The sequence below is a fragment of the Streptomyces sp. JLSY215 genome, assembly GCF_059682825.1.
In genome coordinates, this window is the sequence record NZ_CM185022.1 from 4,107,143 (window position 1) to 4,119,156 (window position 12,014).

The window sequence follows — 12,014 nt, forward strand, 5'->3', positions numbered from 1 at the left end:
CCTGGCGCAATAGCGCAAGGGGCTCTTGCACCGAGATGCTACCTGAGGAAGGACCGAGGTGTCGGCGCAGCCTTCTGGGCACACCCCCGCAGACCCCGTTCGGGGGTACCCCCTGCTTGTGGTCATCGACCCGGTCGCGCGCCGCACGGACGGCGAATCCGTACGGATTGCGCGGGATGTGCTGTGCGCGGGCGCCGGGGCGAAGATCTGCCTGCCGGAGGGGCCGGAGGAGTTCGCCAGGGCGCTGGCCCGGCGGGGGCAGCGGCGGCCGGTGGTGATCGGGGACGACCGTGCGCTGCTGCGGGTCGTGGGGCTGCTGCACAAGGAGCGGGAGCTGGCGCGGGTGCCGGTGGCCGTGGTCCCGGTGGGCGCACCGGCCGCGGTCTCGCTGAGCCGGGCGCTGGGCGTGCCCACGGACACGGTGGCGGCGGCACGGACGGTCCTGGACGGCGGGGAGCGGGCCATGGATCTGCTGACCGACGACAGCGACGGGATCGTGCTCGGCGGGCTGCGGATCCCCTGCGGGGACGTGCCGGAGCACGAGGGGCAGGTACCGGAGGCGGCGGCGCCTCCCGGCCCGCGGGCGGCGCCGGACGACGGCCATCGGCCCTGGTGGGAGCCGGCGGCGCGGACGGCCCGCACGGCTCTGGCGCTGCTGGCTCCGGCGGCGGGGCTCGGGCTCGGCGGGCGGCGCGACGGGATCTCCCCTGCTCGCACGCTCTTGAGACCGTGGGGAAGGGTGCCGACGCACCGGCTGCGGATCGAGGCGGACGGGGTCGTGCTGGCGGATCTGGACCGGCCGGTGCGGGCGGTGTCGGTGGTGCCCGGGGTGGCGGGGCCCGGTCCCGGCTTCGCCGACGGGGCCGGGGCGTGCGGGCTGGCCCAGGTCGAGGTGCGCTGGCCGGGGGAGGCGCGGCCGGTACGGGCGCGGGCGCGGGCGGTGACGGTGTCCGGGGCGGACTTCCACTACCGGGCGGACGCGGTCGTGGGCGGGCCCGTCAGGACGCGTACGTGGACGGCGCAGGCGGGGGCCTGGCGGCTGACGGTGCCCCGCTGAACGAGCCGTTCCCCTTCGGCCGCGGCCGGGCGCCCGGCCGTGACCGATCGGACCGGCCCTCGGACGGTCCCGGCGGTCAGCTCTCCTGGCCGCCGGCCCGCAGCTGGTCGCGGTGGTTGCGCCAGCGCTCCATCATCCCGGCGAGCTCGCCCTGTATGAACTCGAAGAAGGCGAGGGTCTCGCCGATCCGGTGGCCGGCCGGGGAGTCCTCGCCCAGGCTCTGGACGCCGTCGCGCAGGGTGGCTTCCCAGCGGGTGATGACGCTGTCCCGGCGGGTCAGGGCCTCGTACCACTGGTCGCTGTGGACGCGGTAGCGGTCGCGGCGGGAGCCGGGTTCGCGTTCGCGGCCGACCATGTTGACCTGGGAGAGGTAGCGGACGGCGCCGGAGACGGCGGCGGGGCTGACCTGGAGGCGCTCGCCGAGTTCGGCCGAGGTCAGGACGCCGGAGTCGGAGGCCAGCAGGCAGGCGAAGACACGGGAGGGCATCCGCGGCATTCCGGCGTCGACGAGCTGTGAGGCGAAGCGTTCGACGAACTCCGAGACCGCCTCGGCGTCGCGCTTCTCCGGATCCCGCTGCGCCGGCCGCTGTTCCTGCCGGCCCCGCTGCTCCTGTTCCGCCATACCTGCATCATCTCCCCTGATCAGAACCGCGGCTCCAACTTAATACAGTTTCTTAACTTCACTTAACTTCACAAATTTGTGAAATAAGCGTAGCTTCGAAATCATGACGAAGGCAATCTCTCCCTCTGTCGCGATCCGGGTGGCCGGGCTCCACAAGTCGTTCGGCCGGACCCACGCGCTGGACGGCCTCGACCTCAGCGTCGAGGCCGGTGAGGTGCACGGCTTCCTCGGGCCCAACGGCGCCGGGAAGTCCACCACCATCCGCGTCCTGCTGGGCCTGCTGCGCGCCGACGGCGGCACCGCCCAGCTCCTGGGCAAGGACCCCTGGCGCGATGCGGTGGCACTCCACCGCCGCGTCGCCTACGTCCCCGGGGACGTCACCCTGTGGCGCAATCTCTCCGGCGGGGAAGTCATCGACCTGTACGGGCGCCTGCGCGGAGGGCTGGACACCGCGCGGCGGGCCGAGCTGCTGGAGCGGTTCGAGCTGGACCCGACCAAGAAGGGGCGGACGTACTCCAAGGGCAACCGGCAGAAGGTCGCCCTGGTGGCCGCCTTCGCCTCCGATGTGGACCTGCTGATCCTGGACGAACCGACGTCCGGACTGGACCCGCTGATGGAGGAGGTCTTCCAGAGCTGCGTCGCCGAGGAGCGCGACCGGGGCCGCACCGTCCTGCTCTCCAGCCACGTCCTGTCCGAGGTCGAGGCGCTCTGCGACCGCGTCAGCATCATCCGCAAGGGCCGGACCGTCGAATCCGGCTCCCTCGGGCAGCTGCGGCATCTGACCCGTACCTCCGTCATCGCCGAGCTGGCCGGCCCGCCCAACGGCCTCGCCCACCTCCCCGGCGTACACGACGTGGCCAGCAGGCCGATCGACCGGGGGCAGGGACACCAGGTGCGGCTCCAGGTCGACACCGACAAGCTCGACGCCGTGCTCCGCTCGCTCAGCGAATCCGGCGTACGCAGCCTCACCAGCACCCCGCCCACCCTGGAAGAGCTCTTCCTGCGCCACTACCAGGACGACACCCGCGGCGAGAAGGCGGGCGCACGATGACCGCCGTAGCGGCCGCGGCCGCCCTCGCCCCGGTCCGCGGACCCCGTCATCTGGCCGGGACCGGCGCCCTGTTGCGCCTCGCGCTGCGCCGTGACCGGGTGATGATCCCCGCCTGGGCACTGGGCCTGGGACTGGCCGTGGGCGGTACGGGCTCCTCCTTCGCGGCGCTGTACGACACCGCCGCCGAGCGCGCGCGGCTGGCCACGTCGATGAACGCCAACGCCTCGCTGCGCGCCCTGTACGGCCCGGTCTTCAGCGACTCCATCGGCGGTCTGGTCGCCTGGCGGATGGCCGGTTTCGGCGCGGTGCTCGCCGCGGTGATGAGCCTGCTGATCGTCGTACGGCACACCCGCGAGGAGGAGGAGACCGGCCGTCAGGAGTTGCTCTCCGCGGCGATGGTGGGGCGTCGTGCGCCGCTGACGGCGGCGCTGCTCGCGGCCCTGACCGCCAATGCCGTGGTCGCGGCGCTGATCGCGGGCGGGCTCGCCAAGTCCGGGCAGCCGGCGGCCGGTTCGCTCGCCCTCGGGCTCGCCGTCGGCTGCACGGGCATGCTCTTCGCGGGCCTGGCCGCCATCGCCGCCCAGCTCACCGAGAGCGCCCGGTCGGCCAAGGGCCTGACCGGCGCGGTCCTCGGCCTCGCCTTCGCGCTGCGCGCCGCGGGCGACGCCGCCGCCGACGGGGCGTCGTCGCCGCTCATCTGGAGCTCGCCGATCGGCTGGGCCGAGAACGTCCGCGCCTACGCCGACGCACGCTGGTGGGTCCTCCTTCTCCTCGTCGGCGCGACGGCCCTGACCGTCGCCGTCGCCTACGTCCTGACGGCCCGTCGCGACATCGGTATGAGCTTTCTGCCGGCCCGCCCCGGCCCGGCCCGCGCGCCCCGCTCGCTGAGCGGCCCGTTCGGCCTGGCCTGGCGCCTTCAGCGCACCACCCTGCTGGGCTGGGCGCTCGGCTTCCTCTGCGCCGGTGCCCTCTTCGGCGGTATCGCCAAGGGCGCTTCGGACCTGGTCGGCGGCAATCGGCAGACCCTGGAGATCGTTCAGCGGATGGGCGGCCAGGCGGGCCTGACCAACGCCTTCCTGGCCACGATGGCCGGCATGCTGGGCATGATCGCGTCGGTCTACGCGGCCGGTTCGGTGCTCCGGCTGCGCGGTGAGGAAACCGGCGACCGCGCCGAACCGGTGCTGGCCGGAGCCGTCGGCCGCCTGCGCTGGGCCTGCGGCCATCTGGCCATCGCCTACCTGGGCACCGCCGTGATCCTCGCCTGCGGCGGTCTGGCCCTGGGCGTCGGCTACGGCATCACCGCCCATGACGTCGCCGGACAGCTCGGCCCGGCGCTCGGCGCCACGCTCTCCCAGGTCCCCGCCGTCTGGGCCCTCACCGGCGTGGCCGTCCTCGTCCACGGGCTGCTTCCGCAGGCGTCCGCCGCCATCTGGGCAGTGGTCGGCGGCTGCCTCGCGCTCGGCTGGATCGGCCCGGCGCTGGAGCTCCCCCAGTGGGCGATGGACCTGTCGCCCTTCAGCCATCTGCCCAAGCTCCCGGGCGGCGAGGTGGCGGCGGCCCCGTTCGTCTGGCTGTCCGCCCTCTCGGTCCTCTTCATCGCCGCGGGTCTGACCGGCCTCCGGCGGCGCGATATCGGCTGACCTGCGGGCCGATCTCACGGCGTGCGCCGCCGGAGCCGTAGCGGACTCCGGCGGCGCACTTCCCCGTTCCGATGGCGAAAGCAGGCCGGGCGAAACGTTGTCCACAGGCTGTGGGCAGCGCACAGGCGCCACCCGGCCACCGTTCGGTCCACCCGGCCGGGCCGCGGTCAGCCCCCCGGCGTCACCAGCCGCGCCTCGTACGCGAACACCGCCGCCTGCGTCCGGTCGCGCAGCCCGAGCTTCACCAAGATGCGGCTGACGTGCGTCTTCACCGTCGATTCGGCGACGATCAGATGCTTGGCGATCTCCCCGTTCGACAGCCCTTGGGCGACCAGGACCAGAACCTCCGTCTCGCGTTCCGTCAGATCGCCGATGCGTTCCTGGGCGGGGGCGCGCGGGGTGCCGAGGCGGGAGAACTCGGAGATGAGGCGCTTGGTGACGGTGGGGGCCAGCAGCGCCTCACCGGAGGCGACGATGCGGACGCCCTCGGCGAGCTGGCCGGCCGAGGCGTCCTTGAGGAGGAAGCCGCTGGCTCCGGAACGCAGCGCTTGGTAGACGTATTCGTCCAGGTCGAAGGTGGTCAGCACGAGGACCTTGGCCTCCGCGTCGGCGGCCACGATCTCGCGGGTCGCCTCCAGGCCGTTCATCTCCGGCATCCGGATGTCCATCAGGACGACGTCCGGCTTGAGCTCCGCGACCCTGTCCACCGCCTGACGGCCGTCGACGGCCTCGCCGACGACCTCGATGTCCGGCATGGCGTTGAGCAGGACGGAGAAGCCCTCCCGGACCATCACCTGGTCGTCGACGATCAGTACGCGGATCATGTCCGGGCCTCCCCTGGTCCGTTCGCCGACGTGTTCGTCGCCGTATGCGACACGGGCAGGAACGCCGCGACCTCGAAGCCGCCGTCCTCTGTGTGGTCGGCCGTCATCTCGCCGCCCAGCATCTGCACCCGCTCGCGCATCCCCAGCACACCATGCCCCGCGCCCGGGGACGGCTTGGCCAGCCGGCTCGGGGCGCCGTTGACGATCCGCAGGCCGATCCCGCCCAGGACGTAGGAGATCTCCACCCGGGCGTCGGCCCCGGGCGCATGCCGCAGGGCGTTGCTGAGCGCCTCCTGCACGATGCGGTACGCGGACAGCTCCACGCCCTGCGGCAGCGGCTTGGGCGCACCGGTGATCACGGCCTCGACGGTCAGCCCGGCGCTGCGGACGCTGTCCAGCAGCGAATCGAGGCTGGCCAGGGTCGGCTGCGGCGCCTCCGGGTCGTGCTCGGCGAACGCGTCCGGGTCCTCGGAACGGACCACGCCCAGGATGCGGCGCAGCTCGGTGAGCGCGGCCACGGCGTTCTCGCGGATCGTGGCGAAGGAGGTGGCCAGCTCGGGCGGGGTGTCCTTGACGCGGTACGGGGCGGCCTCGGCCTGGATGGCGATGACGGACATATGGTGCGCGACGACATCGTGCAGCTCGCGGGCGATGGTGGCGCGCTCCTCCAGGAGCGTGCGCCGGGAGCGCTCCTCGGCGGTGGCGGTCTGCGTGGCGACGACCTGCCGGCGCTCCTCGCGCCAGGCCCGTACCGCGGCCACGGCGGTCAGCATCAGCCCGGAGAAGACCGCCACCGGCGGCAGATCTCCCGCATTGGCACCGACGACGGACGTCAGCACGGCCGCCACCCCGAAGGTGACCAGCCACATCTCCAGCGCCATCCGCGGCCGGGTACGCAGCACCACCAGGGTCATCACGGCGAGGTGGGTCATGTAGGCGAGGGGCGAGGAGAGGCCGGACCCGGCCATCTCCAGGACGAACCCGATCAGCGACAGCCAGAAGGCGCCCACCGGGCGGAGCAGCGTGAGCACCACCGGGACCGCGAGCAGCAGGCTGACGCCCACCTTGAACACGCCGCCCAACGGGCCCATGCCGTCACGCTCTGCGAAGGTCGCCAGGAAGACGCAGACGGCGAACAGCCCGACGAGGGAGTGCGGCAGCCAGCGCACCCAGCGCCGTAGCCGCTCCGGCGGCCAGGGCACCCATCGGGCCACCTTGGCGTCCTCGAGCGGCGGCATCGGGTGGAAGGCGAAGGCATCGACGAACAGGTCCTGGCGCAGCCAGTGCAGCGCGCCGCGGGCTATCCGTGCCTCCGAGCGCAGGTGGTCCTGCGTCCGGGAGGTGTGGGTCGTCTGGTTCACGCAGACAACGGTAAGCACGCGCGGCCGCCGCGGCGTCCGCTGCGGCGGGTATCTTCCGCCTCCGTCGCAGGTACTACGTGTCGGAGCGCGGCGGGCTCGGGCGGAGATGGGCGAGGAGGGCGCGGCAGGCCGCGGTGCCGGGGGTGACCGGTGCGTAGTGGCCGACGCCGGACAGTTCGTGCAGGTCCGTCGCGGTGGGGTGGGCGGCGGCGTAGCGACGGGAGAGCTCCGGCGGTACGTCCGGGTCGGCGGCGCCGTGCAGGATCGTGACGGGGAGGGCAGCGGGCGGCGGATGGCGCAGCGGATCGGCGGCGGCGAGCCGCGCCCGGAAACCGGCGCCTCCGGCCGGTGCCGCACTTCCCGCTTCCGCCCCGCCCGGCTCCGCACCGCCGTCGGGCCCGGTGGCGGCGAGCAGCTCGGCGACCGCGCCGCCGCTGAGGCCCAGCTCATGGGCGCGGGCCAGATCGGCGACCGGCGAGACGGCGAGGACGCGGGTGACCGGTGTGCCGGGGCGGGCGGCGGCGAGCAGGGCGAGGTGGCCGCCCGCGGAGTGCCCGACCAGGACGAGGCCGCGGCCGGCGCCGGCCCCGCCGCCCGCGGGGCCCGCCGCCTCCTGTGCCACCGCCTCGACCGCGGCCGCCACGTCCTCGAACGTCCGCGGCGCGCCCCCACCCGCACCCACTCTGCGGTACTCCGCCAGCGCGACCGGCAGCCCCTGCCCGGCCAGCTCGGCGGCGAGCGGTGAGAGGTGACGGCGGTCGTACGCGGCGCGCCAGAAGCCGCCGTGCAGCAGCATGACGACCGGGCCGGGGCCCCCGCCCCACGGCCCGTACAGGTCCACCACCTGGTCCGGATGTGCCCCGTACGCCAGCGTCCGGTCCGGCGCCACCGGGGCGAGCCCCAGCAGCGCCGTCTCCTCGTCCGGTGCGCTCACGCGCCGGGTCCGGCCGCCGCCTCGGGCAGCGCCCGCAGCACCTCACCCAGCACCCACGCCGCCCGCTCCGCGTCCGCGAAGGAGGTGTAGAGCGGGGTGAAGCCGAAGCGCAGCACATCGGGCCGGCGGAAGTCGCCGACCACCCCGCGCCGGATCAGCTCGGCCATCACGTCGGCGGCGACGGGGCCACCTGTCTGCTCGACGCCGCCGGCGCGCTTGGGGGAGCACGTCAGCGACACCTGGCTGCCGCGTCGGCTGTGGTCGCGCGGCGTGACCGAGCGGACCAGACCGGGCGGCGTATAGGCCTCGACGCACTCCAGGAAGAAGTCCGTCAGGGCGAGACTCTTGGCGCGGACGTCCTCGATCGAGACGCCGTCCCAGGCGTCCAGCGCCGCTTCCAGGGCGAGCAGCGACAGGATGTCGGGGGTGCCGACCCGGCCGCGGACGATGCCCTCCGCGGGGGCGTAATCGGGGGCCATCCCGAACGGGTCGGCGTGGGAGTTCCAGCCGGGCAGCGGCGAGTCGAAGCGCTCCTGGAGGCTCTCGCGCACATAGAGATACGAGGGCGATCCGGGCCCGCCGTTGAGGTACTTGTAGGTGCAGCCGACGGCGAGATCGACGTGGTGCGCGTCCACCCCGACCGGCAGCGCACCGGCGCTGTGGCACAGGTCCCAGACGGCGAGCGCGCCGGCGGAGTGCAGCGCGGTCGTGATGCCGGGCAGGTCGTTGAGCTGTCCGGTGCGGTAGTCGACATGGTTGACCAGCGCGAGCGCGGTCCGCTCGGTGACCTCGTCGGCGATCCGTGCGGGCTCGACCGGGCGCACCGCGAGACCCGTCATCCGGGCCGCTGACCTGGCGATATAGCCGTCGGTCGGGAAGGTCGTGGCATCGACGAGGATCTCCGTGCAGCCCTTCCCGGCCATCCGGATGCCGCCGACCACGGCCTTGAAGACATTGATGCTGGTGGAGTCGCCGACCACGACGCGGCCCGGTGCCGCGCCGATGAGCGGTGCGATCTTGTCGCCGATCCGCTCGGGCGCGGTCCACCAGCCGGATTCGTCCCAGGAGCGGATGCGCAGCTCGCCCCATTCGCGGGTGATGACGTCGGCTATCCGGTCCGGCACCCCGCGGGGCAGCGCGCCGAGCGAGTTGCCGTCGAGGTAGACCGTGTCGTCGAGGACGAAGCGGTCGCGGACCGTCGCGCCGAGCGGGTCGGCGGCGTCCAGCTGACCGGCCCGTGCGGCGTGTTCGCGGGCCTGGGGGGCGGTGTTCTCGGGGGTCTCAGACATGGCTGCGCGCCGTCCACAGTTCGGGGAAGACGTTCTTACGGGCCCGCTTCTCCAGCCAGGCCACTCCCGCGGAGCCACCGGTGCCCATCTTCGAGCCCATCGCCCGCCGGGTCGCGACCAGATGGTCGTTGCGCCATCGCCAGACCAGCTCGCCGACGTCGGTCAACGCCTCGCCGAGCCGGACCAGTTCGTCCTCCTGCGAGCCGGCGTAGATCTCCGCCCATACGGCCTCGACGGCCGGGTCGGGCTCATAGCGCAGCTCCGGATTCCGCCGGAGTACCGCCTCGGGAACGGCGTGGCCGCGGCGCGCGAGCAGCCGCAGCACCTCGTCCCACAGGCTCGGCTCCTGGAGCGCCTTCTCCAGTTCGGCGTACTCGCGCGGCGCGCCGCGGTGCGGCACCAGCATCGATGCGGACTTCTCGCCGAGCAGGAACTCCATCCGCCGGTACATCGCGGACTGGAATCCGGAGCCCTCGCCGAGCGCGGCGCGGTAGGCGTTGAACTGCTCCGGGGTCAGCCGGGCGAGCGGCTTCCAGGCGGCGTTCAGCGCCTCCAGCTCGTAGGTGGAGCGGCGCAGCGCGTCCATCGCCACCGTCAGATCGTCGCGGCGCAGCCCCTCGGCGGCGGTGCTCCATTCGTGGACGATGACCGTGAACCACAGCTCCATGACCTGGGTCGTGACCAGGAAGGCCATCTCGCCGGGGTCTTCGGAGAGCGGGTGCTGGAGGTGGGTGAGGACGCCCGCCTGGACGTAGTCCTCGTACGGGGTCGTGGTGCTGCTGCCGATGCTCAGATCGGGGGCGAACGGCAGATCTGCCGTGGTTTCACGTGAAACAGTGCCGGCGCACATCACGGGTGGTCCGGACGTGACCGGAGAAATCGGAGAAGGTTGCGACATGAGGGACTCCTCAGGTGCGAACTACCGGGTAGCGGTCCGCTCCTTCCTTGTCGGCACGGGAGCCCCGGTCCCCTCGGGCGAGGTGACGACCCCGCCCACCTGAAATCATCGGTGCTGTTCTCCAGGCGCGCAAGGGCCGACCGCGATCATGCGGCCGGCCCCTGGAGATCCCCGTCGTACGACGTCAGGACAGCGTGTCGGCCGCGGTCGGCGAGGAGTCGCGGAGGAACGTCGTGCAGCGCTCGTACTCTTCCTGCTCGCCGATCACCTGCGCGGCGCGGGCGAGGGCATGCAGCGCACGCAGGAAGCCGCGGTTGGGCTCGTGCTCGAACGGCACCGGGCCGTGGCCCTTCCAGCCGGCCCGGCGCAGCGCGTCCAGCCCGCGGTGGTAGCCGGTGCGGGCGTAGGCGTACGACTCGACGACCCGGCCCCCCTCGAACGCGTCGTCGGCGAGCTGTGCCCAGGCCAGCGAGGAGGTCGGGTACTTCGCGGCGACATCGGACGGCGCCGTGCCCGCGGCGAGCAGCTCACGGGGCTCGGGGTCATCGGGCAGATGGGTCGGGGGCGGTCCCCCGAGGAGATTCTCGTGAATGGCCATGTCTCAAGTCTGCCTGGTCCCCGGTGCGGCCCGCTCCACGGCTACCGTTCGCCCGGTCCCGGCGCCCGGACCTCGCCCGGGTCCAGCGGCGGAGCGCTCACCCCGCAGTGGTACTGGCACTCCGCGCGACACGGCTCGGGCGCCTCGGGTGCGGCACCGCGCAGCACATCGGTGCGTACGGTGAACCAGGCGATCAACGCCCCGACCAGCAGAATCCCCGCGCACAGCGGCATGGCGCGCCGGAAGCCGGCCGCGAACTCGTCCGCCGAGCGGTAGGCCTCCGGGCTGACGCCCGCGAGCAGCGGCAGCGCGGCGACCGCCAGCAGTCCCGCGGCCCGCGCCGCGGCGTTGTTGATGCCGCTGGCCAGGCCCGCCCGGTCCACGTCCACCGCCGCCAGCACGGTCGCGGTCAGCGGCGCGACCAGCGTCACCATGCCGATGCCCAGCACCACCAGCGCGGGCAGCACATCGGCCAGGTACGACGCATGCGCGCCGACCCGCAACATCAGCAGCATCCCGGCGGCGCACAGCACCGGCCCCACGGTGAGCGGGATCCGCGGCCCGATGCGCTGGCCCAGCTCCCCGGAGCGCGCGGAGAGCAGCAGCATCAGCACGGTCGTGGGCAGCAGCGCCGTACCGGCCTGCAGCGCCGAATAGCCCGACACGACCTGGAGCTGGAGCACGGCGAGGAAGAAGAAGCCGCCGAAGGCGGCGTAGACGCAGACCGTGACGGCGTTGACGGCGGTGAACTGCCTGATGGCGAAGATCGACGGCGGCAGCATCGGGTCCGGACGCCGCCGCTCGACGCGTACGAACAGCGCCCCGAGCAGCAGACCGAGCACCGCCGGGACGATCACGCCGGGCGTCGCTCCCCCAGCCGGCGCCGCGATCAGCGCGTAAGTCACCCCGGCCAGCGCCAGCGCCCCCAGCACCGCGCCCAGCACATCGAACCCGTGGCGCGCGCGGGCCGCCCGCTCCCGGGTCTCGGGGACGTGCCGCAGCGCCACCGGCACGCACACCGCCGCCAGCGGCACGTTCAGGAAGAACACCCAGCGCCAGCCCGGCCCGTCCACCAGCCAGCCGCCGATGAACGGCCCGACCGCCGCGGCCACCCCGCCGAGCCCCGACCAGGCGCCCACCGCCCGCGCCCGGTCGTCCGGATGGAAGACCGCCTGCATCAACGCCAGCGAACCCGGCGTGAGCAGCGCCCCGCCCACGCCCTGCAGCGCACGGGCGGCGATCAGCACCCCGGCGTTCGGCGCCAGCCCGCACAGCAGCGAAGCCGCCGCGAACCACACCACACCGATGACGAACACCCGCCGCCGGCCGTAGAGGTCGCCCAGCGAGCCGCCCAGCAGGATCAGCGAGGCGAGGGTGAGCATGTACGCGGAGACGGTCCACTGCAGGACGCCGAGGTCGGCGTTGAGGTCGCGGCCGATGGTGGGCAGCGCGACATTGACGACCGTGCTGTCGAGCATCGCCATGCCGGATCCCAGCACGGACGTCGCCAGCACCCATCGGCCCTGCGCCGAGGCCAGCCGGACCCCGCCGGGCCCGCTCGGTTCGCTCGGTTCGGTCATACGGGGAGCGTTCCCGCTGCGCTTGGCTTGGCCCCACTTTTTCGGCTTTCCCACCGTTAGGGCGTCTCGCCGTTGCCCCTTCGCTGCGCTTTGCCTGGGCCCCACGTGTTCGGCTGTCCCGCCGTGGGGGTTCCTCTGGGCTCGCCTGCGGCGGGCGGTG

11 protein-coding genes are annotated in these 12,014 nt (G+C 73.5%); 3 read left to right on the forward strand and 8 right to left on the reverse strand.

Annotated elements, in window-relative coordinates:
* The first annotated feature begins 118 nt into the window (after positions 1-118).
* Positions 119-1,057, forward strand: a complete 939-nt coding sequence (locus AC5677_RS18325; protein ID WP_497196082.1) for a diacylglycerol kinase family protein — start codon at positions 119-121, stop codon at positions 1,055-1,057.
* A 76-nt stretch (positions 1,058-1,133) separates the two neighbouring features.
* Here AC5677_RS18325 and AC5677_RS18330 read toward each other — a convergent pair whose 3' ends face one another.
* Positions 1,134-1,679 (reverse strand): GbsR/MarR family transcriptional regulator, encoded by a 546-nt coding sequence (locus AC5677_RS18330; protein ID WP_497196083.1) that lies wholly within the window; start codon positions 1,677-1,679, stop codon positions 1,134-1,136.
* Positions 1,680-1,782: 103 nt separating this feature from the next.
* Here AC5677_RS18330 and AC5677_RS18335 point away from each other — a divergent pair, with 103 nt between their 5' ends.
* Complete coding sequence (locus AC5677_RS18335; RefSeq protein WP_497196084.1) at positions 1,783-2,730, forward strand: ABC transporter ATP-binding protein; 948 nt, start codon at positions 1,783-1,785, stop codon at positions 2,728-2,730.
* Positions 2,727-4,370 carry an ABC transporter permease gene (locus AC5677_RS18340; RefSeq protein WP_497196085.1) on the forward strand — a complete coding sequence of 548 codons (1,644 nt, stop codon included), beginning with the start codon at positions 2,727-2,729 and terminating at the stop codon, positions 4,368-4,370. The genes AC5677_RS18335 and AC5677_RS18340 overlap by 4 nt, the downstream gene beginning before the upstream one ends.
* Positions 4,371-4,537: 167 nt before the next feature.
* Here the strand turns inward: AC5677_RS18340 and AC5677_RS18345 are convergent, their stop codons facing one another.
* The 7 genes from AC5677_RS18345 to AC5677_RS18375 form a co-directional block, all read right to left on the reverse strand.
* On the reverse strand, positions 4,538-5,194 hold the full coding sequence (locus AC5677_RS18345; RefSeq protein ID WP_497196086.1) for a response regulator: 657 nt from the start codon (positions 5,192-5,194) through the stop codon (positions 4,538-4,540).
* Entirely contained in the window at positions 5,191-6,555 is a 1,365-nt protein-coding gene (locus tag AC5677_RS18350; RefSeq protein ID WP_497196087.1) for a sensor histidine kinase, read from the reverse strand. Before AC5677_RS18350 ends, AC5677_RS18345 begins: the two co-directional genes overlap by 4 nt.
* A gap of 73 nt (positions 6,556-6,628) precedes the next feature.
* Complete coding sequence (locus tag AC5677_RS18355; RefSeq protein WP_497196088.1) at positions 6,629-7,489, reverse strand: alpha/beta fold hydrolase; 861 nt, start codon at positions 7,487-7,489, stop codon at positions 6,629-6,631.
* Positions 7,486-8,778, reverse strand: a complete 1,293-nt coding sequence (kynU, locus tag AC5677_RS18360; protein WP_497196089.1) for a kynureninase — start codon at positions 8,776-8,778, stop codon at positions 7,486-7,488. The genes AC5677_RS18355 and kynU overlap by 4 nt, the downstream gene beginning before the upstream one ends.
* Complete coding sequence (locus AC5677_RS18365) at positions 8,771-9,628, reverse strand: tryptophan 2,3-dioxygenase family protein (protein WP_497196671.1); 858 nt, start codon at positions 9,626-9,628, stop codon at positions 8,771-8,773. Before AC5677_RS18365 ends, kynU begins: the two co-directional genes overlap by 8 nt.
* A gap of 232 nt (positions 9,629-9,860) precedes the next feature.
* Positions 9,861-10,274 (reverse strand): DUF3151 domain-containing protein, encoded by a 414-nt coding sequence (locus AC5677_RS18370; protein ID WP_497196090.1) that lies wholly within the window; start codon positions 10,272-10,274, stop codon positions 9,861-9,863.
* A 41-nt stretch (positions 10,275-10,315) separates the two neighbouring features.
* A complete protein-coding gene (locus AC5677_RS18375; RefSeq protein WP_497196091.1) occupies positions 10,316-11,854 on the reverse strand; it encodes an MFS transporter in 1,539 nt (512 codons plus the stop codon).
* Between the last annotated feature and the right edge of the window lie 160 nt (positions 11,855-12,014).

Excerpts from the sequence above, each read along its gene's own strand:
- AC5677_RS18345 (WP_497196086.1), bottom strand. The coding sequence starts at position 5,194 with ATGATCCGCGTACTGATCGTCGACGACCAGGTGATGGTCCGGGAGGGC.
- AC5677_RS18330 (WP_497196083.1), bottom strand. The coding sequence starts at position 1,679 with ATGGCGGAACAGGAGCAGCGGGGCCGGCAGGAACAGCGGCCGGCGCAG.
- AC5677_RS18370 (WP_497196090.1), bottom strand. The coding sequence starts at position 10,274 with ATGGCCATTCACGAGAATCTCCTCGGGGGACCGCCCCCGACCCATCTG.
- AC5677_RS18335 (WP_497196084.1), top strand. The coding sequence starts at position 1,783 with ATGACGAAGGCAATCTCTCCCTCTGTCGCGATCCGGGTGGCCGGGCTC.
- AC5677_RS18340 (WP_497196085.1), top strand. The coding sequence starts at position 2,727 with ATGACCGCCGTAGCGGCCGCGGCCGCCCTCGCCCCGGTCCGCGGACCC.
- AC5677_RS18365 (WP_497196671.1), bottom strand. The coding sequence starts at position 9,628 with ATGTGCGCCGGCACTGTTTCACGTGAAACCACGGCAGATCTGCCGTTC.
- kynU (WP_497196089.1), bottom strand. The coding sequence starts at position 8,778 with ATGTCTGAGACCCCCGAGAACACCGCCCCCCAGGCCCGCGAACACGCC.
- AC5677_RS18375 (WP_497196091.1), bottom strand. The coding sequence starts at position 11,854 with ATGACCGAACCGAGCGAACCGAGCGGGCCCGGCGGGGTCCGGCTGGCC.